General features: G+C 66.2%; 19 protein-coding genes and 1 pseudogene. 7 read left to right on the forward strand and 13 right to left on the reverse strand.

Annotated elements, in window-relative coordinates; all coding sequences use genetic code 11:
• Positions 1 to 17 precede the first annotated feature (17 nt).
• Positions 18 to 1,013 carry an AraD1 family protein gene (gene araD1, locus AR540_RS04935; protein ID WP_059226713.1) on the forward strand — a complete coding sequence of 332 codons (996 nt, stop codon included), beginning with the start codon at positions 18 to 20 and terminating at the stop codon, positions 1,011 to 1,013.
• A 149-nt stretch (positions 1,014 to 1,162) separates the two neighbouring features.
• Positions 1,163 to 2,740, forward strand: coding sequence for an aldehyde dehydrogenase (NADP(+)) (locus tag AR540_RS04940; protein ID WP_059226714.1), 1,578 nt, complete (start codon positions 1,163 to 1,165; stop codon positions 2,738 to 2,740).
• 269 nt (positions 2,741 to 3,009) lie between these two features.
• Here the strand turns inward: AR540_RS04940 and AR540_RS04945 are convergent, their stop codons facing one another.
• From AR540_RS04945 to AR540_RS04980, 8 genes are all read right to left on the reverse strand, one after another.
• Positions 3,010 to 4,158: an aldose epimerase family protein gene (locus AR540_RS04945; protein ID WP_059226715.1), complete on the reverse strand. Its 1,149-nt coding sequence runs from the start codon at positions 4,156 to 4,158 to the stop codon at positions 3,010 to 3,012.
• A 119-nt stretch (positions 4,159 to 4,277) separates the two neighbouring features.
• Positions 4,278 to 6,017: an IlvD/Edd family dehydratase gene (locus AR540_RS04950; RefSeq protein WP_059226716.1), complete on the reverse strand. Its 1,740-nt coding sequence runs from the start codon at positions 6,015 to 6,017 to the stop codon at positions 4,278 to 4,280.
• Positions 6,018 to 6,097: 80 nt separating this feature from the next.
• Positions 6,098 to 7,066 carry an L-arabinose ABC transporter permease AraH gene (araH, locus tag AR540_RS04955; protein ID WP_059226717.1) on the reverse strand — a complete coding sequence of 323 codons (969 nt, stop codon included), beginning with the start codon at positions 7,064 to 7,066 and terminating at the stop codon, positions 6,098 to 6,100.
• A gap of 37 nt (positions 7,067 to 7,103) precedes the next feature.
• Positions 7,104 to 8,630, reverse strand: a complete 1,527-nt coding sequence (gene araG / locus AR540_RS04960; protein WP_059226718.1) for an L-arabinose ABC transporter ATP-binding protein AraG — start codon at positions 8,628 to 8,630, stop codon at positions 7,104 to 7,106.
• A gap of 63 nt (positions 8,631 to 8,693) precedes the next feature.
• Complete coding sequence (locus AR540_RS04965; protein WP_007160547.1) at positions 8,694 to 9,698, reverse strand: substrate-binding domain-containing protein; 1,005 nt, start codon at positions 9,696 to 9,698, stop codon at positions 8,694 to 8,696.
• A gap of 220 nt (positions 9,699 to 9,918) precedes the next feature.
• Positions 9,919 to 10,788, reverse strand: a complete 870-nt coding sequence (locus AR540_RS04970) for an SMP-30/gluconolactonase/LRE family protein (protein WP_059226719.1) — start codon at positions 10,786 to 10,788, stop codon at positions 9,919 to 9,921.
• Positions 10,789 to 11,047: 259 nt separating this feature from the next.
• Positions 11,048 to 11,734 carry a FadR/GntR family transcriptional regulator gene (locus tag AR540_RS04975; protein WP_059226720.1) on the reverse strand — a complete coding sequence of 229 codons (687 nt, stop codon included), beginning with the start codon at positions 11,732 to 11,734 and terminating at the stop codon, positions 11,048 to 11,050.
• 26 nt (positions 11,735 to 11,760) lie between these two features.
• On the reverse strand, positions 11,761 to 12,513 hold the full coding sequence (locus AR540_RS04980) for a FadR/GntR family transcriptional regulator (protein WP_059226721.1): 753 nt from the start codon (positions 12,511 to 12,513) through the stop codon (positions 11,761 to 11,763).
• 265 nt (positions 12,514 to 12,778) lie between these two features.
• Here AR540_RS04980 and AR540_RS04985 point away from each other — a divergent pair, with 265 nt between their 5' ends.
• Positions 12,779 to 14,089 (forward strand): MFS transporter, encoded by a 1,311-nt coding sequence (locus tag AR540_RS04985; RefSeq protein ID WP_059226722.1) that lies wholly within the window; start codon positions 12,779 to 12,781, stop codon positions 14,087 to 14,089.
• Here AR540_RS04985 and AR540_RS04990 read toward each other — a convergent pair.
• Genes AR540_RS04990 through pabB form a run of 3 tightly spaced genes read right to left on the reverse strand, consistent with a single transcriptional unit; the run spans position 14,062 to position 17,415 of the window.
• Positions 14,062 to 15,342, reverse strand: a complete 1,281-nt coding sequence (locus tag AR540_RS04990) for an MFS transporter (protein WP_059226723.1) — start codon at positions 15,340 to 15,342, stop codon at positions 14,062 to 14,064. The genes AR540_RS04985 and AR540_RS04990 overlap by 28 nt on opposite strands.
• Positions 15,343 to 15,402: 60 nt before the next feature.
• Positions 15,403 to 16,023 (reverse strand): phosphoadenosine phosphosulfate reductase domain-containing protein, encoded by a 621-nt coding sequence (locus tag AR540_RS04995; RefSeq protein WP_059226724.1) that lies wholly within the window; start codon positions 16,021 to 16,023, stop codon positions 15,403 to 15,405.
• A 48-nt stretch (positions 16,024 to 16,071) separates the two neighbouring features.
• Positions 16,072 to 17,415, reverse strand: coding sequence for an aminodeoxychorismate synthase component I (gene pabB, locus AR540_RS05000; RefSeq protein WP_059226725.1), 1,344 nt, complete (start codon positions 17,413 to 17,415; stop codon positions 16,072 to 16,074).
• Positions 17,416 to 17,579: 164 nt separating this feature from the next.
• Between pabB and AR540_RS05005 the strand changes: the two are divergent.
• From AR540_RS05005 to prpD, 4 genes and pseudogenes are all read left to right on the forward strand, one after another.
• Positions 17,580 to 18,270: pseudogene (locus tag AR540_RS05005) on the forward strand (GntR family transcriptional regulator); the annotation flags it as partial.
• A 4-nt stretch (positions 18,271 to 18,274) separates the two neighbouring features.
• On the forward strand, positions 18,275 to 19,162 hold the full coding sequence (gene prpB / locus AR540_RS05010) for a methylisocitrate lyase (RefSeq protein ID WP_059226727.1): 888 nt from the start codon (positions 18,275 to 18,277) through the stop codon (positions 19,160 to 19,162).
• A 175-nt stretch (positions 19,163 to 19,337) separates the two neighbouring features.
• Positions 19,338 to 20,465 carry a bifunctional 2-methylcitrate synthase/citrate synthase gene (prpC, locus tag AR540_RS05015; RefSeq protein WP_059226728.1) on the forward strand — a complete coding sequence of 376 codons (1,128 nt, stop codon included), beginning with the start codon at positions 19,338 to 19,340 and terminating at the stop codon, positions 20,463 to 20,465.
• Between the two features lie 101 nt (positions 20,466 to 20,566).
• On the forward strand, positions 20,567 to 22,051 hold the full coding sequence (gene prpD / locus AR540_RS05020; RefSeq protein WP_059226729.1) for a 2-methylcitrate dehydratase: 1,485 nt from the start codon (positions 20,567 to 20,569) through the stop codon (positions 22,049 to 22,051).
• Between the two features lie 114 nt (positions 22,052 to 22,165).
• Here the strand turns inward: prpD and AR540_RS05025 are convergent, their stop codons facing one another.
• Both AR540_RS05025 and AR540_RS05030 read right to left on the reverse strand, forming a co-directional pair.
• Entirely contained in the window at positions 22,166 to 22,495 is a 330-nt protein-coding gene (locus tag AR540_RS05025) for a hypothetical protein (RefSeq protein WP_059226730.1), read from the reverse strand.
• Positions 22,496 to 22,521: 26 nt separating this feature from the next.
• The gene (locus AR540_RS05030; RefSeq protein WP_059226731.1) at positions 22,522 to 24,117 is read right to left on the reverse strand and encodes an isocitrate lyase; all 1,596 of its coding nucleotides are present in this window, start codon (positions 24,115 to 24,117) and stop codon (positions 22,522 to 22,524) included.
• Between the last annotated feature and the right edge of the window lie 473 nt (positions 24,118 to 24,590).

The following is a 24,590-nucleotide window of genomic DNA, read 5'->3' on the forward strand; positions in this document are numbered from 1 at the left end:
CCAACAAGGAGAATGCCATGCACCTGATTCAGTTCGAAGACCAACAGGGCCAGCGCCGCGTTGGCGTGGTCGAGCGCGGCGAAATCCAGCAGGTCCGGGGAGCGACCAGCACCCGGGCCCTGGCGCTGCAGGCCATCCGCGCCGGTGTATCGCTGGAGTCTCAGGTGCAGACCCTGGGCCTGGAGCCCGGACCGGCCTATGCCGAGCTGCTCGACGCCGGCCGCCTGCTGCCGCCGCTGGATCACGAAGATCCCGCGCACTGCCTGGTTACCGGGACCGGTCTGACCCACCTGGGCAGCGCCGCCACCCGCGACAAGATGCACCAGCAGAATAGCCAGGAGGAGGCCAAGCTGACCGACTCCATGCGCATGTTCAAATGGGGCGTGGAGGGCGGACGTCCGGCGGCCGGCACCGCCGGTGCCCAGCCGGAATGGTTCTACAAGGGCGACGGCGGCATCCTGGTGCGTCCGGGTGGCGACATCCCGCTGCCGGAATTCGCCGAGGATGCCGGCGAAGAGCCCGAGCTGACCGGCCTCTATGTGATCGGCGACGACGGCAAGCCCTATCGCCTGGGTTATGCGGTGGGCAACGAATTCTCCGACCACGTGATGGAACGCAAGAACTATCTCTACCTGGCCCATTCCAAGTTACGCTACTGCAGCTTCGGGCCGGCCCTGCGCACCGGCGAGCTGCCGCGCCATCTGGCGGGCACCAGCCGGATCCGTCGCGGTGAGCAGGTGGTCTGGGAGAAGGAATTCCTCTCGGGCGAGGACAACATGTGCCATAGCCTGGAAAACCTGGAGTATCACCACTTCAAGTACGCGCAGTTCCTGCGGCCGGGCGATGTCCATGTGCATTTCTTCGGCACGGCGACCCTGTCCTTCGCCGATGGCGTGCGCGTCGAGCCAGGCGACAGATTCGAGATCGCGGTACCGGAATTCGGCGAGCCACTGAGCAATGGCGTCAAGGCGAACACTGCAGCCTTCCAGCCCGGGCAGGTCCGCCAGCTCTAATAGTTGTATGATGACTGCTGACTATGCGAATGCTAGAGTGGGTATCGCACAGGTTGGTCCGGACGCCCAGAGGCTGGGCGTGCCACCCTTTCGAAGGCTGCCCGGCGGGTGGTCTTCCCTGAACCCCTAGGTATAAGGAGTCGAGAACAATGCAGATCCAAGGCAAGAACTACATCGGTGGCGCTCGCAGCGGCGAGGGCGAGGTGCGGGTCTACAGCATCGACGCTACGACCGGCGAACAGCTGCCCTACGAATTCTTCCAGGCATCGCCCGCCGAGGTCGACGCCGCCGCCCGCGCCGCCGAGCAGGCCGCGCCCCTGTACCGCAAGTTGAGCGCGGAAAAGCGCGCCACCTTCCTCGACGCCATCGCCGACGAACTGGATGCCCTGGGCGATGACTTCGTCCAGCTGGTGTGCCAGGAAACCGCACTGCCGGCCGGCCGCATCCAGGGTGAACGTGGCCGTACCAGCGGCCAGATGCGCCTGTTCGCCAAGGTGCTGCGCCGGGGCGACTTCCACGGTGCGCGCATCGACACCGCGCTGCCCGACCGCAAGCCGTTGCCGCGTCCTGACCTGCGGCAGTACCGCGTCGGTCTGGGTCCGGTGGCCGTGTTCGGCGCCAGCAACTTCCCGCTGGCCTTCTCCACCGCCGGCGGCGACACCGCCGCGGCCCTGGCCGCCGGTTGCCCGGTGGTGTTCAAGGCCCACAGCGGCCACATGGTGACCGCCGAATACGTGGCCGATGCCGTCATTCGCGCCGCCGAGAAGACCGGCATGCCCAAGGGCGTGTTCAACATGATCTACGGCGGTGGCGTCGGTGAGCAACTGGTCAAGCACCCGGCCATCCAGGCAGTGGGCTTCACTGGCTCCCTGCGTGGCGGTCGTGCCCTGTGCGACATGGCCGCGGCCCGTCCGCAGCCGATCCCGGTGTTCGCCGAGATGTCCAGCATCAACCCGGTAGTGGTCCTGCCCGAGGCGCTCAAGACGCGCGGCGAGACCATTGCCAACGAACTCACCGCCTCGGTAGTGCTGGGTTGCGGTCAGTTCTGCACCAATCCGGGCCTGGTCATCGGGGTGCGTTCGCCGGAGTTCAGCGCTTTCCTGGAGCGCCTGGCCGGTTTCATGAACGAACAGACGCCCCAGACCATGCTCAATCCGGGCACCCTGAAGAGCTACGAGAAGGGCGTCGCGGCGCTGCTGGCCCATTCCGGCGTGCAGCACCTGGCCGGTGCCAGTCAGGAAGGCAACCAGGCGCGCCCGCAGCTGTTCAAGGCTGACGTGAGCCTGCTGCTGGAAAACGACGAGCTGCTGCAGGAAGAAGTCTTCGGCCCCACCACCGTGGTGGTCGAGGTGGCTGACGAAGCCCAGCTGCACCAGGCGCTGCAAGGCCTGCACGGCCAGCTGACCGCCACCCTGCTGGCCGAGCCGGCCGATCTGCAGCGCTTCGAGGCCATCATCGGCCTGCTGGAGCAGAAAGCCGGACGCCTGCTGCTCAACGGCTATCCCACTGGCGTGGAGGTCTGCGACGCCATGGTCCACGGCGGTCCCTATCCTGCGACCTCCGATGCCCGCGGTACCTCGGTCGGCACCCTGGCCATCGACCGCTTCCTGCGCCCGGTGTGCTACCAGAACTACCCGGACGCCTTCCTCCCGGAAGCCCTGCAGAACGCCAACCCGCTGGGCATCCAGCGCCTGGTGAACGGCGAGAACACCAAGGCGGCGATCTGATCGCGCGGTCCTGAGTAGGTAAGAGACCCGGCGTCGCAAGGCGCCGGGTTTTTTATTGGGTGGTGGAAAGGCGGGGGGCACTGTGGAAAAGGCTGCGCCGTTTTCCATGCTACGGGGGTAGGGTTCGAGTGGGGGAGGGAGTGCGGTTTTCCACGCTACGGAGCACGGAGGCGAGAGGTGCGCCGCTCCTGCCCCCTCTCCCTCCAGGAGAGGGTTGGGAAAGCAAAGGCCGCTCCCGGGAGCGGCCTTTGCCTGAGTCGGAGAAAGTCCTACTTGCCGGCGAACTTGAAGATCGTCGTCTGGGTGTAGGTCTGGCCCGGGTCCAGGCGGGTGCTGGGGAAGTTCGGCTGGTTGGGCGCGTCCGGATAGTGTTGGGTTTCCAGGGTGAAGGCACCCCAGTGGCCGTAGGTCTTGCCCGCCTTACCCTTGATGTTCCCTTCCAGGAAGTTGCCGGTATAGAACTGCACGCCCGGTTCGGTGGTATAGAGGGTCAGGGTGCGGCCGGAGCCCGGATCGGTCACCACGGCGGCGGCCTTCTGCAGATCGCCAGCGGTGTTGAGCACCCAGTTGAAGTCATAGCCACCCTGCTTGGGTTCGGCGTACTTCAGCTGCTGGTTGTCGTCGGCGATGTGCTTGCCGATGGCGGTCGGCTTGCGGAAGTCCATCGGCGTGCCGGCCACGGGCGGCAATTCGCCGGTGGGGATCAGCTTGGCGGTCACCGGGGTGTATTTGTCGGCATTGAGCATCGCCACCTGCTTGAGCACGGTGCCACTGCCGGCGCCCGCCAGGTTGAAGTAGCTGTGGTTGGTCAGGTTGAGCACCGTCGGCTTGTCGGTGGTGGCGCGGTACTTGAGGGTCAGCTGGTTGTGCTCGTCCAGCTGGTAGGTCACCTGGGTGGTCAGGGTGCCGGGAAAGCCCATCTCGCCATCGGGGGAGACATAGCTCAGGGTCACGCCGACCCAGCCGTCGCCCTTGGCCGGCTCGGCCTTCCACACCTTGGTGTTGAAGCCCTGGGGCCCGCCGTGCAGGGCGTTGGTCTTGTCGTTCTGGGGGATCTGGTAGCTCTTGCCGTCGAGGCTGAAGCGGCCCTCGGCGATGCGGTTGCCGAAGCGGCCGATGGTGGCGCCAAAGAACACGGTGGGGTTGTCGAGATAGCCCTGGACGTCATCGAAGCCCAGGACCACGTCTTCGCTTTTGCCCTTGCGGTCGGGCACCTTGAGCGCCTGCAGCACGCCGCCGTAGGTGATGACGGTGGCCTGCATGCCGTGGCTGTTGGTCAGGACGAACTTCTCGATGGGGGTGCCATCGGGCAGCTTGCCGAAGCTCGACTGCTGGCTGCTGAGGCCGGCCGCCTGGGCGGTAAGGGTGCTGATCATGAGTGACAGTCCAAGTCCGGTGAGGGCTAACGTGCGTTTCATCTCGACCACCTTTTCGGTTTGTTGTTGTGCAAGAGTGGGTCAGGCGACCCGGGAAGGGAGGAGAGGCGGTGAAGCTCCTCATCCCACCCCTCTCCCGGTGGGAGAGGGGGTAGAGCCGGTCAATGGGAGTGGCGAGGCACCTCGGCGCCGCGGCAACCGACCAGGAAGTCGAAGTCGCAGCCTTCGTCGGCCTGCAGTACATGGTTGACGTAGAGGCGGCGATACCCGCCGGCCAGCAGTTGGTCGGCCGGCGGTTGCCAGTCGGCCAGGCGCGCGGCCAGTTCTTCGTCGGAGATGTCCAGGTGCAGGCGCCCGGAAGCGCAGTCCAGTTCGATCATGTCGCCTTCGCGGACCACCGCCAGCGGGCCGCCGGCCGAGGCCTCGGGTGCCACGTGCAGCACCACGGTACCGTAGGCGGTGCCGCTCATGCGGGCGTCGGAGATGCGCACCATGTCGGTGATGCCCTTGGCCAGCAGCTTGGCCGGCAGGCCCATGTTGCCCACCTCGGCCATGCCCGGATACCCCTTGGGGCCGCAGTTCTTCAGCACCATCACGCAGGTCTCGTCGATGTCCAGGTCCGGATCGACGATGCGCGCCTTGTAGTCTTCCAGGTTCTCGAACACCACGGCGCGACCGCGGTGCTGCATGAGCGCCGGGGTCGCGGCCGAGGGCTTGAGCACCGCGCCCTTGGGCGCCAGGTTGCCACGCAGTACGCAGATACCACCATCGGCGCGCAGCGGGTTGTCCAGGGCGCGGATGACCTCGTCGTCGCCGTAGATGGGGGCCTCGGCGCAGTTGGCCCAGAGGCTCTTGCCGTTGGCGGTCAGGGCCTCGGGATGGGGCAGCAGCTTGGCCTCGCCCAGGCGGCGGATCACCGCCGGCAGGCCGCCGGCATAGTAGAACTCTTCCATCAGGAAGCGGCCGGAGGGCTGCAGGTCCACGATTGTAGGGGTACCGCGGCCGACCCGGGTCCAGTCGTCCAGCTCCAGGTCCACGCCGATGCGGCCGGCGATGGCCTTGAGGTGGATCACCGCGTTGGTGGAACCGCCGATGGCGGCGTTGACGCGAATGGCGTTCTCGAAGGCTTCCTTGGTGAGGATCTTCGACAGTCGCAGGTCTTCTTCCACCATCTCGACGATGCGCATGCCGGACAGGTGCGCCAGCACGTAGCGGCGCGAATCCACCGCCGGAATGGCGGCGTTGTGCGGCAGCGAGGTGCCCAGGGCTTCGGCCATGCAGGCCATGGTGGAGGCGGTGCCCATGGTGTTGCAGGTACCGGCCGAACGCGACATCCCGGCTTCGGCGGAGAGGAATTCGTTGAGGTCGATGGCGCCTGCCTTGTAGGCCTCGTGCATCTGCCAGACGATGGTGCCGGCGCCGATGTCGCGCCCGTGGTGCTTGCCATTGAGCATGGGGCCGCCGGTGACGACGATGGCCGGCACGTCGCAGCTGGCGGCGCCCATCAGCAGCGCCGGCGTGGTCTTGTCGCAGCCGGTGAGCAGCACCACGGCGTCCACCGGGTTGCCGCGGATGGCTTCTTCCACGTCCATGCTGGCCAGGTTGCGGGTCAGCATGGCGGTGGGCCTGAGGTTGGATTCGCCGTTGGAGAACACCGGGAATTCCACCGGGAAGCCGCCGGCTTCGTAGATGCCGCGCTTGACGTGCTCGGCGATCTTGCGGAAGTGGGCGTTGCAGGGGGTCAGCTCGGACCAGGTGTTGCAGATGCCGATGACGGGCTTGCCCTGGAATTCGTGGTCCGGGATGCCCTGGTTCTTCATCCAGCTGCGGTACATGAAGCCGTTCTTGTCGTTGCTGCCGAACCACTGGGCGGAGCGGAGCGGGCGTTTGGGCGTGGTCATTGTTTGGTCCTCGGGCATTTCACGGGCAAAGCGGTCCCCGGCACGGCGCCAAGGGCGCCGCGGGGGAACAGAGTCTGGGTTCAGCGCTGCTTGAAGCGGTCGATCACCACGGCCAGCAGCAGGATGGTTCCGCGGATGACGTACTGGTAGAAGGTGTCGATGTTCTTCAGGTTCATGGCGTTCTCGATGATCGCCAGGATCAGCACGCCGGCTATCACGTGGCGGATCATGCCGATGCCGCCGGCCAGGGATACCCCGCCCAGTACGCAGGCGGAGATCACCGTGAGTTCGAAGCCCTGGCCGATCATCGGCTGGCCGGAGGTCATGCGCGAGGCCAGCACCACGCCGGCCAGGGCGCCGATCACCCCGTGCATGGCGAAGATGATGATCTTGGTGCGATCGACGTGGACGCCGGCCAGCAGCGCGGCTTCCTCGTTGCCACCGATGGCCATGGTGTTGCGGCCGAAGGTGGTGTAGTTGAGCAGCCAGCCAAAGAACAGGATGCACAGCAGGGTGATGACGATGGGCACCGGCAGGCCGAACAGCTGGCCGTTGCCGAACACGAAGAACTGCTCCTGGGAGACGCCCACGGCCTTGCCGTCGGAGAAGATATAGCCCAGGCCGCGCACGATCTGCATGGTCGCCAGCGTGGTGATCAGGGCATTGATCTTGAGCTTGGCGATCACCAGGCCGTTGATCAGGCCCACCACCAGCCCCATGGCCAGGGCGGCGGCAACGCCGAGGAAGACGCTGTCGAAGTCGCGCATCACCACCGCGGCGACCACGCCGGCGCAGGCGATGACCGACCCCACCGAGAGGTCGAAGTGGCCGGAAGCCAGGCAGAACAGCATGGTACAGGCGGCGATGCCGACGGTGGAGATCGCCAGGCCCAGGCCGCGCATGTTCAGCGGCGAGAGGAAGTTCTGCACGAACAGCGCGCAGAGGGTGAAGATGACGACGGCGGCCAGCATCATGGCCCAGTCGTCGAGGAAGCGACGCATGTCGAAGCCGCGGCGCGGCGGGGTCAGGCTGTGGGGTTGGGCGGACATGGGCTGGACCTCTGTTCTTGTCTTGTTGTCAGGCCGTTCAGGCACGGGTACGGGGCAGGGCGAGCTGCAGCAGGCGCTCGTCGTTGAACTCGGCGCGGGCCACCTCGCCGGTGATGGCGCCTTCGCTCATCACCAGGATGCGATCGGCCACGCCCATGACTTCCATCAGGTCGCTGGACACCACCACCACGGCGATGCCGCGGGCGGCGAGGTCATGGATGATGGCGTAGATCTCCGACTTGGCGCCCACGTCGATGCCGCGGGTGGGTTCGTCGAGCAAGAGGACCTGCATGGGCATCGACAGCCAGCGACCGAGGATGGCCTTCTGCTGGTTGCCGCCGGAGAGATTCTTGATCTTCTGCCCGGCGTGGGGCGTCTTCACGTTCAGTGCGCGAATCTGCTTTTCGGCGTTGGCCTTTTCCCAGCGGCCCTGGATCAGGCAGCCGAGACTGGCATGGTGGGCACGGGCGCTGATGTTGATGTTCTCGGCCACGCTGGCCAGGGGCACGATGCCTTCCTTCTTGCGATCTTCCGGGCAGAGCAGGATGCCGGCGGCGATGGCGTCGCGCGGCGACCTGAGGCTGACCGGGGCGCCCTTGAGGCTCAGGCTGCCGGCCTTGTGCTTTTCCAGGCCTGCCAGCAGGCGCAGCAGCTCGGTGCGGCCGGCGCCGACCAGGCCGAACAGGCCGAGGATCTCGCCCTGGCAGACCTCGAAGCCCACCGGCTGCTGCAGGCCCTGACCGAGCAGGCCCTCGACCTTGAGGCAGCCGCCGCCGATCTCGCGCGGGCGGTAGTCGTAGATGTCGGCGAGGTCGCGGCCGACCATCAGGGTGATCAGCTGGTCGGGGGTGATGTCGGCCAGGCGCTCGATGGTGCGCACGTGGCGACCGTCCTTGAACACCGTCACCGCGTCGCAGATGCGGAAGACCTCTTCCATGCGGTGGGAGACATAGAGCACCACCCGACCTTCGTCGCGCAGCCGGGCGATGATGGTCATCAGCCGATCGGTCTCGCGGGCGGACAGCGAGCTGGTGGGCTCGTCGAAGGCGATGACGCGGGCGCCGCGGGAAAGCGCCTTGGCGATCTCCACCAGCTGGCGCTGACCGAGCGACAGGCGCCCGACCTTGGTGTTGGGGTCGATCTCTTCGGCCAGGCCCTTGAGCAGGTCCAGCGCCTGGCGGCGCAGGTGGCCGCGATTGACGATGCCGTAGCGCGCCGGCAGGTGACCGAGAAAGAGGTTTTCGGCGACGGTCATCTCCGGCACCAGTTGCAGTTCCTGCTGGATCACGGCGACGCCGGCGCGGATGGCTTCGGCGGTGCTCTTGAACACCAGTTCCTGGCCGTCGATGTTGAGGTGGCCGGTGGTGGGGGCGTGGTAGCCGCTGAGGATCTTCAGCAGGGTCGACTTGCCGGCGCCGTTCTCGCCCATGAGGGCGTGCACCGAGCCGGGCCGCACGGTGAAGGAGATGTCGGCGAGCGCCTTGACGCCGGGAAAGGTCTTGCCGATGCCGACGAAACCGAGGCTGTCGGCGCTCTGGGCGGTGGTTTGTTCCAGGGCTGCCATGAGGAGGCCACTCCTGTCAGAAAGAAGGGGGTAGCGGCGCCAGCACGGGCGCCGCCGGGGTCATCACTTCCAGAGGCCGATCTTTTCCAGCTCTTGCTGGAAATTGGCGCGGGTGATTAGGGTGACCTTGTCCATCGCGGTGTACTTGGGCGGTTCCTTACCGGTAGTCACCCACTCGTACATCATGCTGGCGGTCTGGTAGCCCTCTTCGTGGGGGCTGGGCAGCATGGAGCCGAAGAAGCCGCTGTTGGGTTTCTTCAGTTCGCCGATGGCATCGGTGCCGTTGATGCCGATGCCGATCACCTGCTCGGCCTTGAAGCCGGCGCTTTCGGTGGCGCGGACGCCGCCCAGCACGGTGTTGTCGTTCATGCCGCCGATGATCAGGTGCTTGGCGCCCGACGGCAGCTTGACCAGGGCGGAGGTCGTGGAGTCCATGCTGCCGGGCACGTCCAGGGTCTTCTGCGGCGCGAAGATGATGTGGTCGGCGGGCAGGCCGGCCTTCTTCAGGGCTTCCACCGAACCGTCGGTGCGCTTCTTGCCGGTATCCAGCTCGTTGTAGGTGTTGATCACCGCATAGGTGTCATCCCACTTCCAGCCACGCTTCTCGGCTTCGGCGGCCATGGCGGCGCCCTGTTGCTGGCCGACCTCGAAGGCGGCCATGCCCAGGTAGGGCACGTCTTCCATGAACTTGCCCTTGGCGTCGACGAAGCGGTCGTCCACGGCCATGACCTTGAGGTCGTTGAGCTTGGCCTTGGCCACGATGGCCGGGCCGAGGGAGACGTCGGGCGGGCAGATCACGAAGCCCTTGGCGCCGTTGGCGGCCAGGCTGTCGATGGCGGCGAGGGTCTTCTCGCCATCCGGCACGGCGATCTTGAGTAAGGTGAAACCCTTGTCCTTGGCGGCTTTCTCGGCGAAGGCCCACTCGGTCTGGAACCAGGGCTCCTCGGGTTGCTTGACCAGGAAACCGATCTTGACCGGATCGGCGGCGAAGGCGGAAAGAGACAGGCTGACGGCACCGGCGGCGAGGGCGGCACGCAACAGGGAACGAACTCCCGGGACGCGGAACATAGCTGGAACTCCTTGTTTTTATTGGTGTGGCCAGGCAATGCGAGGCGGCGGGCCGTCGTGGTGGAGGTCAGACGATACCGCTCTGTATTGATATTATGATTGGATGGGTGCGGGCGCAAGAAAAAGGTGACGAGATTTTCGTCACCTCTGTCACCAAGCTGTTACATAGGTTCTTGCGTGAAAAGGCGCCGCAGAGAGGCGCCCTGGTCGGTAGGATGAATCAGCCGGCGAAGCGGTGGCAGGGCATGCCGGCGACAGGGGCAGCCGCACTCAGGATGGCGCCGTCGAGGGCGCCGTTGGCCGCCGCGCTGGTGACGAACAGGGTGCGCAGGTCCGGGCCACCGAAGACGCAACTGGTGGGGCGTTGCACCGGCAGTTCGACGATCTCCAGCAGCTCGCCTTCGGGTGAGAAGCGCAGCAGGCAGTTGCCATCCCAGCGCGCGTTCCATACGCAGCCTTCGCTGTCGATGGCCGAGCCGTCCGGCGAGCCGCGCTCGTGGGGACCGGCCCAGACGGTGGGCGTACCCAGGTTGCCGGCGGCATCCAGCGGATAGCGATAGAGGGTGTCCTTCAGGGTGTCGGCGCTGATGACGTGGTGGTCCGTCGCGCTCCACACCAGGGTGTTGGCGATGCCGAGATCGCTGGCGTGGCGACTGACACTGCCGTCGGGATCGATGCGGAACAGCCCGCCCGAATGCCGGTCGATGGCCACGTCGCCGCCCTGGGCATCCAGGTTGTTCTGCATGGTGCCCAGCCAGAGCCGGCCCTGGGCATCGCAACGGGCTTCGTTACCACGATTGCCCGGGTCTGGATCGGCGACGCAGAAGAGCTCCAGGGCGGGGCGGTCCGGTGGCGAATCCAGGTCAAGACGGAAGACGCCGTCTGGCAGGGTCACCAGGGCGTCGCCGCGCACCGTGGGCACGAAGGCGGAGCAGGGGCGATCCAGTTGCCATTCCTGATACTGCTCGCCGTGCAGGCGGCAGGCCTTGAAGCCGGCGATGTCTACCCAGTAGAGCGCCTGGGTCTGCTGATCCCAGAAGGGGCCTTCCGCCAGTTTGAAGCGCTGGGGAAGCAGCGGCTGCCAGTCCATCGTTCACCTCTCTTGTTGTGGCGTGACGGGAAATCCAGGCCTAGTGTGGTGTTTCAGCAGTTGACTGCACAATCTTGGCGGTGCTTTTTCGGCCCGGACTGCGTTGCCATTCCTCGCCATAGCCCTGCTATGACTCGTCGCGGCGCCTAGCCCAGTCGGAGCGCCGAACCGACAAAAAATCACTCGCCAATTCTTGCGCGAACGTCTGGAACACCACACTAGGAACCTGGACGAGCGAGGAGGTTGCGCAGGCGGGGCGTCAATCGGTGTAGCGCGCCAGGGTCACGGCGGCGCTGTCGATCAGCATCATGCAGGCCCAGACGGCGCGGGCGGAATCGCGGGAGGCGATGCCATTGGCCAGGTCCTTGTGCAGCGGGAGGGTGCGCCGCAATTCGGCAGGATCGGCGGAAGACAGGGTGAAGGAAGCGGCCAGCAGAGCGCCGAGCGCGGGCACCATCTGCTCGATGAACTGGTTGTGACTGGCGGCCAGGACGCATTCGTGGAAATGCTGGTCGGCGGCGTTGTAGTCGCCGCCGTCCAAAGAGGCTTCCAGGTACTCATAGGCGGTGAGGATCGCCTGGACCTGGTCGGGCGTGGCTCTCTCGCAGGCCCAGCGCACGGCGGCCGGTTCGATGGCGTGGCGCAGGTCCAGCAGGTCCTTGACGAAATGGGCGGGCAGGCCGCCGGTGGCCAGCCAGCCCACCACCTGGGTATCGAACAGATTCCAGCGGCTCAGCGGCAGCACGCGGGTGCCGACCTTGGGACCCACTTCCAGCATGCCCTTGGCCGCCAGGGTCTTGATGGCTTCGCGCAGGATGGTACGGCTCACGCCGAGTTCCTGGCAGAGGTCCGCCTCTACCTTGAGCGCGCTACCCGGAGGAAACTGCCCGGCGGCGAGACGCTGGCCGAGCTGTTCGACGGTAGAGGCGTGGTAGCTGCTGGACATGAGGTCGTACCGCTAGAGGATTCTTCTCAATGATCATACGAAATCTCGTCCTTGGACAAGGGCTCCGACCGCATGACCTCGGTGACCAGGTTGTCCACCCCAGCCAGCTGGGCGATGGCGGCATGGCGTGCGCAGAGCGGATCGCGGTGCTGGATGGCCGTGAGGATCGCCTTGTGCCGCGGAACCAGCAGACTCAGGGCGTCCTCGTCGAACATCGTCGCTGAGTTTTCGATGTAGTCGCGCACCGGCAGCAGCAGGACACAATAAAGGTGGATCAGCAGCTCGTTGTGCGTCGCATTGGCGATGGCCATGTGGAAGTCCATGTCCGGTTCGGCCATGCCGACCAGGTCTTCCGCGAGCTCCATCCGGGCATAGGCCTCTTCGATGGTCGCGATGTCTTCCGGACGGGCGTTGGCGGCGGCCATGGCCGCGACCTCCGGCTCGACGATGTTGCGCACCTTGATCAGGGTTTCGTAGAAACTGTGCCGCGAATCGCTCTGCAGCAGCCAGTGCAGGACGTCCGGGTCGAGCAGGTGCCACTCGTGGCGAGGCTTCACCACGGTGCCGACCTTGGGCTTGGATCTCACCAAGCCCTTGGCGACCAGCACTCGGGTGGCCTCCCGCAAGACGGGGCGGCTGACGTCGTAATCGGCGCACAGTTGAGCCTCGGGGGGCAGACGCTGCTCGGGCTGGAAGCGGCCCGAGACGATCTGGGTTCCCAGCTCATTGACGATGCGGGCGTGTCGGCTTTTACGCGGCAACGGGGTCTGGTAATTCATCGAAAGGCATCCGAATCATCGTGCCATCACTATAACACCATCAGCGCGATAACCGTTGGCGTGGAGGGCTGGACGGCTCTGGAATGGGGATTAGCGGATGTAAAGACGTATGATTTCCTAATTCGTAACTCTTTTTTTGTCGTATCAAAGCTGAAAAATTTGGCGGAAATTGGCGATAAAAGGCAATTCCATACCTTAATGATATTACGTTAGTCTTTTCCCTTATCGCTCTTGTCCGCATAAAAACAACAAGTCGGAGACCGCCATGCGCCCTGAGTCCGTCCTCATCCGTCGGATCACCTCGAAGCTGATCCCTTTCCTCGTCCTGCTCTATCTCGTCGCCTACATCGACCGCTCTGCCGTCGGCTTCGCCAAGCTGCACATGGGCGCCGATGTCGGCATCGGCGATGCCGCCTACGGCCTCGGTGCCGGTCTGTTCTTCATCGGCTACTTCCTCTTCGAGGTGCCCAGCAACCTGCTGCTGGAACGCTTCGGCGCGCGCCGCTGGTTCGCCCGCATCCTGGTGACCTGGGGTGCCATCACCATGGGCATGGCCTTCGTCCAGGGACCCACCAGCTTCTATGTCATGCGCTTCCTGCTGGGCGTGGCCGAGGCCGGCTTCTTTCCCGGGGTGCTCTACTACCTCACCCAGTGGTTCCCGGTCCGCCATCGCGGCAAGATCATGGGCCTGTTCATCCTCTCCCAGCCCATCGCCATGCTGGTGACGGGGCCGCTGTCGGGCATGCTGCTGCAACTGGACGGGGCGCTCGGCCTGCACGGCTGGCAGTGGCTGTTCCTCTGCATCGGCGCGCCCGCGGTGCTCTTGGCCTGGCCGACCTTGACCCGGTTGCCGGACGGCCCGCAGCAGGTTGCCTGGCTGGACGCCGACGAAAAGCGCTGGCTGGCCACGGAGCTGGAGAAGGACCTGCACCTGTTCGACCAGACCCGCCACGGCAATCCGCTGCATGCGCTCAAGGATCGCCGCGTCCTGTTGCTGGCGCTCTACTACCTGCCGGTGACCCTGAGCATCTATGGGCTGGGCCTGTGGCTGCCGACATTGATCCACCAGTTCGGTGGCAGCGATCTGACTACCGGCTTCGTTTCGGCCATTCCCTATGCCTTTGGCATCCTGGGACTGCTCATCGTGCCGCGCAGCTCGGATCGGCTGGGCGACCGCTACGGTCATCTGGCGGTGCTCTATGGGGTGGGTGCCCTGGCCATGGCCGGCAGTGCCTGGTTCGGCACCGCGGTGCTGCAGCTGGCGGCGCTGTCGGTGGTAGCCTTCTGTCTGTTTTCCCTCACCGCGCTGTTCTGGACCCTGCCGGGTCGCTTCTTCGCCGGGGCCAGCGCTGCCGCCGGCATCGCCTTGATCAACTCGGTGGGCAATCTCGGCGGTTATCTCGGCCCCTATGGCATCGGTGCGCTCAAGGCGGCCACCGGCACCCTGGCCTCGGGGCTCTATCTGCTGGCCGCGGTGCTGCTGTTCGGCCTCTTGCTCACCGGCATCGTCTACACCTGCCTGGAGCGCAAGAACCGGCGGGAAGAGGGTTATGCCGCGGAGCGTTCCGCCGGCTGACGCCCCGGACAGGTCTCGGCGGCGAACCAGGCGGCGCCGAGACAGACCAGGTTGGCCACCAGCAGATAGGCGGCCGGCGCCATGGGATCCCCGGTGGCGCCGAGCAGCCAGGTCACCACGATCTGGGCGGTGCCGCCGAAGGCCGCCACCCCTAGCGCATAGACCAGCGAGAAGCCGGTCGCCCGCACCCGTTGGGGAAAGCTTTCCACCAGCAGCACGATCAGGGCCGCGCCGCTCATGCCGTGCAGGCCGGAGAGCACCGCCAGGGTGAGCAGGAAGATGCCCGGGCTGGGTGCCCGGGTGATGAGCTCCAGCGCCGGATAGAGCAGCACCAGCAACAGCAATCGCGGCAGGATCAGCACGATGCGTCGACCGTAGCGATCGCTGAGCACCCCGCCCAGGATCGAGCAGACCGCCATGGCGGCGCCCATCACCAGGGTGGCGAGCATGGCGATCCCGGCGGGCAGCTTCAGCTCCACCAGGGCGAAGGTGGTCATGTAGTTGAGGAAATACTGGGTGATGGTGCTGCCGGAGAGGATCAGCAGCCCCAGCAGCAGTGGCCGCCGCTGGGTGGCCAGCACCTCGCCCAGCACCGCTCCGGTACCCCGGGTTTCGCCGACGTGGGTATCCACCAGGCCACGCCGGATATAGAGGCCGATGGGCAGGATCGCCAGGCCCAGCAGGAAGGGCAGGCGCCAGCCCCAGGCGAGCAACTGCTCCGGCGTCAGCCAGAGGGTCAGGCCATAGCCGATCAGACCGGCCGCCACCGCGGCCAGCCCCTGGGCCACCACCTGCCAGCAGGCGTAGGTGCCTCTCTTGTGCAGGGGCGCGGCTTCGAGGATGTAGGTGGTCGCCGGACCCGCTTCACCACCCCAGGCCAGCCCCTGCAGCAGCCGGGTCAGCACCAGCAGGATGGGGGCGGCGATGCCGATCTGCTCGTAGCCGGGCAGCACGGCGATGCCACCGGTGCCCAGGGCCATCAACACCATGGTCAGCAGCATCGCCGGCTTGCGCCCGACGCGGTCGGCCCAGGCGCCGATGAGGATGGCGCCCAGCGGGCGGACGACGAAGCCGACGCCAAAGGTGATGACGCTGGCCATCAGGCTGGCGAAGGCGTTCTCCGAGGGAAAGAACACCTGGCCGATGAGCACGGCGAAGGTGGCGTAGACGCCGAAGTCGAAGAACTCCACGGCGTTGCCGAGCACCACGGCGAAGACGCCCTTGCGGGAATGGGTTGGGCGGGAAGCGATCATGGGCGGTGGTTCAGCGGGGCAGGGTAGGCGCCCGGGGCCGGGCGCGCAGGAGTCGTCGACTCAGTGAGCGAGGTGCAGGCCGCACTCGCGATTCTCGCCACCCTTGGTGGGGTCGAAGTAGTCGAATTCGTTGGGCAGGTCGTGGGCGGTGAGGTACTGGTAGAGGTCCTTGGAGGTCCAGTGCAGCAGCGGTGCCACCTTGATCAGGCCGTCCGGGTTGACGCTGACCGGGTCCATCTGGGCGCGCACCGCGGTGTCGGTGGCGCGCAGGGCGGTGAACCAGACCTCGGGCGCCGTCTCGCGCAGGGCGCGGGCGAAGGGTTCCAGCTTGACCTCTTCGGTGAAGGCGGCGTGGCGCGGATCGTCCAGCCCCGGCACCGGGCCGTCGATGGCCTCGCGGTGGGCGCGCGAGCGCCTGGGCAGGTAGGTCACCAGGTTGAGATTGAGCTTGCGCACGATCTCGTCGGCGCAGCGGTAGGTGGCCGGGGTGTTGTAGCCACTGTCCATCCACACCACCGGGATGTCCGGCTTGACCTGGCTGACCAGGTGCAGGATCACCGCCTCGAAGGGGCGGAAGTTGGTGGTGACGATGGCGCTTTTACCCAGGCCCAAAGCCCAGGCGACGAGCTTTTCGGGATCGCGGCCGAGGTCGGCGTTGATGCGGGCGAGATCGAGAGACATGGCGGGCTCCAGGCAGGGAGAAGATGCCGCCATGGTAGCAAAGCCGGATCAGCTGTGGGTCTCCAGCGTCTCCAGCAGCACCCGCACCTTGGCCAGGGATTCGGCGTATTCGTCGGCCCAGTGGGAATCCATGACGATGCCGCCGCCGCCCCAGCAACTGAGCATGCCGTCTTCCGCCAGCAGGCTGCGGATCAGGATGGAGCTGTCGCTTTCGCCGCGCACGTCCAGATAGAGCAGCGAGCCGCAGTAGGGGCCGCGGCGGGTTTCTTCCAGCTCGTCGATGATCTGCATGGCGCGGATCTTCGGTGCGCCGGTGATGGAGCCACCAGGGAAACTGCCGGCCAGCAGGTCGAGGGCGTCGAGGCCCGTGGCCAGTTCGCCGGTGACGGCGCTGACCAGGTGATGGACGTTGGGGTAGCTTTCCAGGGCGAAGAGTTCGGGCACCCGCACCGAGCCGATCCGGCAGCTGCGCCCCAGGTCGTTGCGCAGCAGATCGACGATCATCAGGTTCTCGGCGCGATCCTTGGAACTGGCCAGCAGGGCCTTGGCTTCGGCGACATCGGCGGCGGGATCGGTGCGGCGTGGCCGGGTGCCCTTGATCGGCCGGGTTTCCACCTGGCCGCGGCTCACCCGCAGGAAGCGCTCCGGCGAATGGCTGAGCAGGGCGCCATTGTCCAGCGCCAGGTAGCCGGAGAAGGGCGTCGGACAGGCCGCGCGCAGGGCCTGGTAGGCGGTCCAGGGCGAACCCTGGAAGGGCGCGCGAAAGCGCTGGGCGAAGTTGACCTGATAGCAGTCGCCGGCGGCGATATAGGCCTGGATGGCCTCGATGCGCTGGCGATAGGTGGGCTCGTCGATGTCGGCGGCGAAGGGGGCGGTCAGCCGGAAGCCTTCGGCCTTGGGCGTTTCCCCGGCATCGAACAGGGCGATCAGGCGCTGGCGTTCCCCGGCGTCCAGCGCCGGATGGCAGACCAGTTGGCTGGTCCGCGCCTGGTGATCGCTGACCAGCGCCCAGGCATGGAGACCCAGGCGGGCATCGGGCAGCGCCAGGTCGGCGCGGGCGCCCGCGGGCAGGCGCTCCAGGCGCCGACCGAAGTCATAACCGAGATAACCCAGCAGGCCGCCGGCGAAGGGCAGGTCCGCACCAGCCGGTAGGTCGGCGCGACCCAGGCTGGCCAGGGCCGCGCGCGTCCGCGTGAAGAAGGCCTGGCCCGTCTCCCCGGAAGCGGGTTGCAGCACCTGCAGCGGCCAGGCTGCCATAAGGTCGTAGCGACCCCGCTCGGCCACTGGCCGCCCGGAGTCCAGCAGCACCGCGCCGGGCTCGCCCTGCAGCAGGGCGAAACGCGCCGTGGGATCGGCGTGGTAGGGCAGGGGATGCAGGTGGCAGAGGGGCATGGCGAAATCGGCTGGGAGGGACGGCGCGCTAGTGTAGCGAACCGCTCCTGGCGGGGCGAGATACGGGCTGTCACAGCTGGATTGTCGACAAAGATTGACGGGAAAGGCGTTCAGGCGTAGTTATTCAGCCCATAAACACAAAAGGTGTCGACAATGATCGATAGCCCCCTCCAGGCCGCAGCGCCCGAGATCGACAGCGGGACCCTCTCCGAGCAGGTGTTCCGGCGTATTCGCGAAGCCATCGTCCGCGGTGATGTGGCGCCCGGGAGCAAGATCTCCGAGCCGGAGCTGGCCCGGACCTACGGCATCAGCCGGGGTCCGCTGCGCGAAGCCATCCACCGGCTGGAAGGCCAGCGCCTGGTGGTGCGGGTGCCCCATGCCGGCGCCCGGGTCGCCGCCCTGAGCCTGGCCGAGCTGGTCGAACTCTACGAAATCCGCGAATCCCTCGAAGGCATGGCCTGCCGCCTGGCGGCCGAGCGCCTCACGCCCCAGGGCATCGACGAGTTGCGCCAGCTGCTGGACACCCACGAGCGCGATCCGGCGTTCCAGGCCGGCACCGGCTACTACCTGCAGGAAGGCGATCACGACTTCCACTACCGCATCATCCAGGCCAGCGGCAACGGCATGCTGGTACGGCTGCTCTGCGGCGAGCTCTATCACCTGGTGCGCATGTACCGGCTCAAGGTCTCCGCCACCCCCAATCGACCGCGCCAGGCCTTCGCCGAGCACCATCGCATCCTCGATGCCCTGGCCGAGGGCGATGGCGAGCTGGCCGAACTGCTGATGCGCCGCCACATCGCCGCTTCCAAGCGCAATCTGCAGCACCATCCCCTAGTCCAAGTTCAGTCGAGGTAACGCCATGCCTGCCGTCAGTCCCGGCCAGAAATTCCGCGCCGCCGTCGCCGCCGAACGCCCGCTGCAGGTGGTCGGCACCCTCAATGCCAATCATGCGCTGCTGGCCAGGCGCGCCGGCTTCCAGGCCATCTACCTGTCCGGCGGCGGGGTCGCGGCGGGCTCCCTGGGGTTGCCGGACCTGGGCATCAGCGGCCTGGAAGACGTGCTCATCGACGTCCGCCGCATCACCGACGTCTGCGATCTGCCGCTGCTGGTGGACGTCGACACCGGCTTCGGCGCCTCGGCCTTCAACGTGGCCCGTACCACCCGGTCGCTGATCAAGGCCGGCGCGGCGGCCATGCATATCGAGGATCAGGTCGGCGCCAAGCGCTGCGGCCATCGGCCAGGCAAGGAGATCGTCAGCCAGCAGGAGATGGTCGATCGCATCAAGGCGGCGGTGGATGCCCGCACCGATCCCGACTTCGTCATCATGGCGCGCACCGACGCCCTGGCGGTGGAAGGTCTACAGGCCGCCATCGACCGCGCCTGCGCCTGCGTCGAGGCCGGCGCCGACATGATCTTTCCCGAAGCCATGACCGAATTGCCCATGTACCGCCAGTTCGCCCAGGCGGTGGGTGTGCCGATCCTGGCCAACATCACCGAATTCGGCGCCACGCCGCTGTTCACCACCGAGGAGCTGGCCGGGGCCGATGTCGGCCTGGTGCTCTATCCGCTGTCGGCCTTCCGCGCGGCCAATCGCGCCGCCGAAAACGTCTACACGGCGATCCGCCGCGACGGCAGCCAGCAGGCGGTGGTCGACACCATGCAGACCCGCGCCGAGCTCTATGACCGCATCGACTATCACAGGTATGAGGACCAGTTGGATCGCCTGTTCCAGCAGCAGAAATCCTAACGATCTGCTGCGCGTCGGCCAAACTGCGTTGGAAGTGGCTTCGGAATGCTCATTTACCACTCGTAAACTCCGCTTCCTCAGCCACTTCCGCCTTGTTTGTCGCTAGCTCGCGAGATCGTAAAGAAAGCTTTGAACGCCCGCTTTTTCGCACAACAACTCCAAGAGGAGCGAGACGATGGCAGACAGCAAAACCCTCGGCGGCGCCGGCCTGCGTGGCCAGGTCGCCGGCCGCACCGCGCTTTGCACCGTCGGCAAGACCGGCGCCGGCCTCACCTACCGGGGCTATGACATCCGTGAACTGGCGGCAGGAGCCGACTTCGAGGAAGTCGCCCACCTGTTGCTCTATGGCGAATTGCCCACCCAGGCGCAACTGGACGCCTATCGCCAGCGCCTGGCGGCGCTGCGCGACCTGCCGCAGCCGCTCAAGGAAGGCCTGGAGCGCATTCCCGCCAGTGCCCACCCCATGGATGTGATGCGCACCGGCGCCTCCTTGTTGGGTACCCTGGAGCCGGAGCGCAGCTTCGCCGACCAGCAGCAGGTGGCCGACCGCCTGCTCGGCGCCTTTCCGGCGATCCTGCTCTACTGGCATCACTTCAGCCAGAGCGGCACCCGCATCGACTGCAGCAGCGAGGCCCCGGACATCGCCAGCCACTTCCTGACCCTGCTGCACGGCAAGGCGCCCAGCGACCTGCATGCCCGGGTGATGAACGTCTCGCTGATCCTCTATGCCGAGCACGAATTCAACGCCTCCACCTTTACCGCCCGGGTCTGCGCCTCGACGCTGTCCGACCTCTATTCCTGCGTCACCGGCGCCATCGGCTCCCTGCGCGGCCCACTGCATGGCGGCGCCAACGAGGCGGCCATGGCGCTGATCGAGCGCTTCGCCTCGCCCGAGGAAGCGGTCACCGGCCTCAAGCAGATGCTCGAACGCAAGGAAAAGGTGATGGGCTTCGGCCACGCCATCTACCGCGACAGCGATCCGCGCAACGAGGTGATCAAGGACTACGCCCGGCAACTGGCGGCGGAGGTGGGCGACAGCGTGCTGTTCCCGGTCTCGGAAGCCATCGACCGCACCATGAAGGAAGAGAAGGGGCTGTTCCCCAACGCCGACTTCTACCACGCCTCGGCCTATCACTTCCTCGGTATCCCGACGCCGCTGTTCACCCCGATCTTCGTCTGCTCGCGCACGGCCGGCTGGTGTGCCCACGTCTTCGAGCAGCGCGCCGACAACCGCATCATCCGCCCCAGCGCGGATTACATCGGCGTCGAGCAGCGTGCCTTCACGCCCATCGCCAATCGTTGATCGTTTGATCGCGGCCATGGGCCGCTCCTACAGGAGCGATCCATGACCAAACTTGTAGGAGCGGCCCATGGCCGCGATAGACACGATAAAAAGGAAAATTCATGAGCGCCAACGTCGATTTCAACAACCGACCCGATTACGACCAGGTCATCCAGGACCTGGCCGATTACGTGCTGACCTACCAGGTCACCTCCCGCGAGGCCCTGGACACTGCCCGCAACTGCCTGATGGACACCCTCGGCTGCGGCCTGCTGTCCCTGCGCTTCCCCGAGTGCACCAAGCTGCTCGGCCCCCAGGTGGAGGGCACCGTGGTGCCCCAGGGCGCGCGGGTGCCGGGCACCAGCTATCGCCTGGATCCGGTCAAGGCGGCCTGGGACATCGGCTGCATCATTCGCTGGCTGGACTACAACGACACCTGGCTGGCCGCCGAGTGGGGCCATCCTTCCGACAACCTGGGTGCCATCCTGGCGGTGGCCGACCATCTCTCCCAGCGCCGCGTGGCCCAGGGCGAAGCACCCCTGACCATGCGCCAGGTGCTGGAAGCCATGGTCATGGCCCACGAGATCCAGGGCGTCTTCGCCCTGGAGAACTCCTTCAACCGTGTCGGTCTCGACCACGTCTTCCTGGTCAAGCTGGCCTCCACCGCGGTCAGCGCCAAGCTGATGGGCGCCAACCGCGAGCAACTGCTGGCGGCGCTGTCCCACGCCTTCGTCGATGGCCAGGCACTGCGCACCTATCGCCATGCGCCGAATGCCGGCAGCCGCAAGTCCTGGGCCGCCGGTGACGCCTCCAGCCGCGGCGTGCGTCTGGCCGACATCGCCCTGCGCGGCGAGATGGGCATTCCCGGCGTGCTCAGCGCACCCCAGTGGGGCTTCTACGACGTGCTCTTCAGCCACACCAACAAGGACCTGGCCACCAAGCCGGCCGACCAGCGCCAGTTCAGCTTTCCCCAGGCCTTTGGCAGCTACGTGATGGAACACGTGCTGTTCAAGATCAGCTTCCCGGCGGAATTCCATGCCCAGACCGCCGCCGAAGCCGCAGTGATCCTGCATCCCCAGGTGCGCGATCGCGTCGATCAGATCGAGAAGATCGTGGTGACCACCCACGAATCGGCCATCCGTATCATCTCCAAGCAGGGCCCCATGGCCAATGCCGCCGACCGCGACCACTGCCTGCAGTACATGATCGCCGTACCGCTGCTGTTCGGCGACCTGGTCGCCGAGCATTACGAGGATGCCTTCCACCAGGCCCATCCGCGCATCGACCAGCTGCGCGAGAAGATGGAGATCGTCGAGGACGAGCGCTACAGCCGCGAGTACCTGGAAGCCGACAAGAGGTCCATCGCCAACGCCCTGCAGGTGTTCTTCACCGACGGCAGCAGCACCGAGAAGATCGCCGTGGAATATCCCATCGGTCATCGCCGGCGCCGCGAAGAGGGCATTCCGCTGCTGGAGCGCAAATTCCAGAGCAACCTGGCGACGCGCTTCCCGGCCGGTCGCTGCGCCCAGATATTCCAGCTGTGCAAGGACCAGGCTGGCCTTGAAGCCACCCCGGTGCATCGCTTCGTGGATCTGTTCGTGTTGTAAACAGAAGAGGCGACTCGCTCGATCCCGGAGGGCCATCCAGGATCAGGCGAGTCGCCTCGAAGGTGGGGCAGGGCGCGGCGGGTGGTCAACCACCCGACGCGCCCTTTTTCATGGCTAGCAGTAGCGATCCACATAGGCCGGCCGTTGCTGCCGACCGGCCAGGCGCCAGTGCTCCTGCAGGGCGGCGTGGACGCTCCTGATGAAATTGTCGTCCGCCGCGGCCGACTTGCCGACGTAGCCGCCGCCCTTGTTGTAGGTCTTGAAGCGGATGCGCAGGCTGGGATGGCGCTCCTCGAACTGCTCGGGCGTCTCGCCGCCGGGCAGGCGGTCGACGTGCACCGCGCCGCTCTCGCAGACCCAGAGGATGTGGGTGTGGTTCTTGTCCTTGAGCCGGCCGAACAGTTGCTTGAGATCGTCCAGGCTGGGGTTGTCGTTCAGGTTCATGAGCGTGTCCTCCGCAGTGGCCGTGATCAATGGAACTGGTTCATGGTGTTGTCCTTGCCCGCCGCCTTGAGCGCGGCCTCCCCGGCAAAGTACTCCTTGTGGTCGTCGCCCATGTCCGAGCCGGCCATGTTCTGGTGCTTGACGCAGGCGATGCCCTGGCGGATCTCCTGGCGCTGCACGCCTTTGACGTAGGCCAGCATGCCTTCCTCGGCGAAGTAGCCCTTGGCCAGGTTGTCGGTGGACAGGGCCGCGGTGTGGTAGGTGGGCAGGGTGATCAGGTGGTGGAAGATGCCCGCTTCCCGCGCTGCATCGCGCTGGAAGCTCTGGATCCGCGCATCGGCCAGACGCCCCAGTTCGGTGTCGTCGTAGTCCACGCTCATCAGCTTGGCGCGGTCGTAGGCGGACACGTCCTTGCCTTCGGCCTGCAGGGCGTCGAACACCTGCTGACGGAAACTCAGGGTCCAGTTGAAGGAGGGGCTGTTGTTGTAGACCAGCTTGGCGTTGGGCACGACTTCGCGGATGCGGTCGACCATGGCCTTGATCTGGCCGACGTGGGGCTTCTCGGTCTCGATCCACAGCAGGTCGGCGCCGTTCTGCAGCGAAGTGATGCAGTCCAGCACCACCCGGTCCACGCCGCTGCCGGCGCGGAACTGGAACAGGCCGCTGGGCAGGCGCTTGGGCCGCAGCAGCTTGCCGTCGCGGCTGATCAGCACCTCGCCGTTGCCCAGCTGGCTGGCGTCCACCTCGTCGCAGTCGAGGAAGCCGTTGTACTGGTCGCCCAGGTCGCCCGGCTGCTTGCTCACGGCGATCTGCTTGGTCAGGCCGGCGCCCAGGGAGTCGGTGCGGGCGACGATGACGCCCTCGTCCACGCCCAGTTCGAGGAAGGCGTAGCGCACCGCGTTGATCTTGGCCAGGAAGTCCTCGTGGGGCACCGTGACCTTGCCGTCCTGGTGGCCGCACTGCTTCTCGTCGGAGACCTGATTTTCCAGCTGGATGCAGCAGGCCCCGGCTTCGATCATCTTCTTGGCCAGCAGGTAGGTGGCCTCGGCGTTGCCGAAACCGGCGTCGATGTCGGCGATGATCGGCACCACGTGGGTCTCGTAGCCATCGATCTTCGCCTGGAGGGCGGCGGCCTTGGCGTTCTCGTCGGCGGCGCGGGCGGCGTCCAGCTCGCGGAACAGCATGCCCAGTTCCCGGGCATCGGCCTGGCGCAGGAAGGTGTAGAGCTCTTCGATCAGCGCCGGCACGCTGGTCTTCTCGTGCATGGACTGATCGGGCAGCGGGCCGAATTCCGAGCGCAGCGCGGCGATCATCCAGCCCGACAGATAGAGGTAACGACCTTTCGTGCTGCCCAGGTGCTTCTTGATGGCGATCAGCTTCTGCTGCCCGATGAAGCCGTGCCAGCAGCCCAGCGACTGGGTGTAGGCGCTGCTGTCGGCGTCGTAGGCGGCCATGTCCCGGCGCATGATGGCCGCGCAGTGGCGGGCGATGTCGAGACCGGTCTTGAAGCGATTCTGCAGACGCATCCGCGCGGCGTATTCCGGGTTGATGGCGCTCCAGTGATTGCCGGCGGTGGTCTTGAGGGCGGCGATGGCCTGAACGTCGTTCTCGTAAGCGGACATGAGTCGATCCTTCTCGATGAGGTTGGCTTGGGTACCAGTCTTTTCCCAACGTCCGGCAGCGGGATGGCGGTTGCCACCCGGATGCCGGTCGCGAAGGCGAAAGGTCAGCCAGCTGTCGAGTCATGTCGCCGTGCGTTCCTGCATGGATCCGGACGTCACCTCTGGCGACGCTGCCTCGAGCAGCGCGGCATTTCAGTCGTCTTCTCTTGTAGTGCCTCTTGAGCATCACTACGCAAGACGGCCCGAGGGTCACCCGGAGCCCAGGCGCGACCCGCATGGATAGGGGGTTCGCGTCCGGTGCAGCTAGAGATTTGCAGGAGATTGAGGCGTCGTCAACCGAGTTTTGTAGTGCTTTCGTATAGTCACTACAAAAGTCGTAGACCGCTCCAAGAGCGGGTTTTGGGCGTCTATTGCTGACTCTTCGGTCGCGACACTGGGCAAAGGAGGGCCGCAAGCCACGGCGTTGGCCGTGA

It is taken from the genome of Pseudomonas sp. EpS/L25 (assembly GCF_001512295.1).
In the GTDB taxonomy this organism is placed as follows: Bacteria; Pseudomonadota; Gammaproteobacteria; order Pseudomonadales; family Pseudomonadaceae; genus Chryseomonas.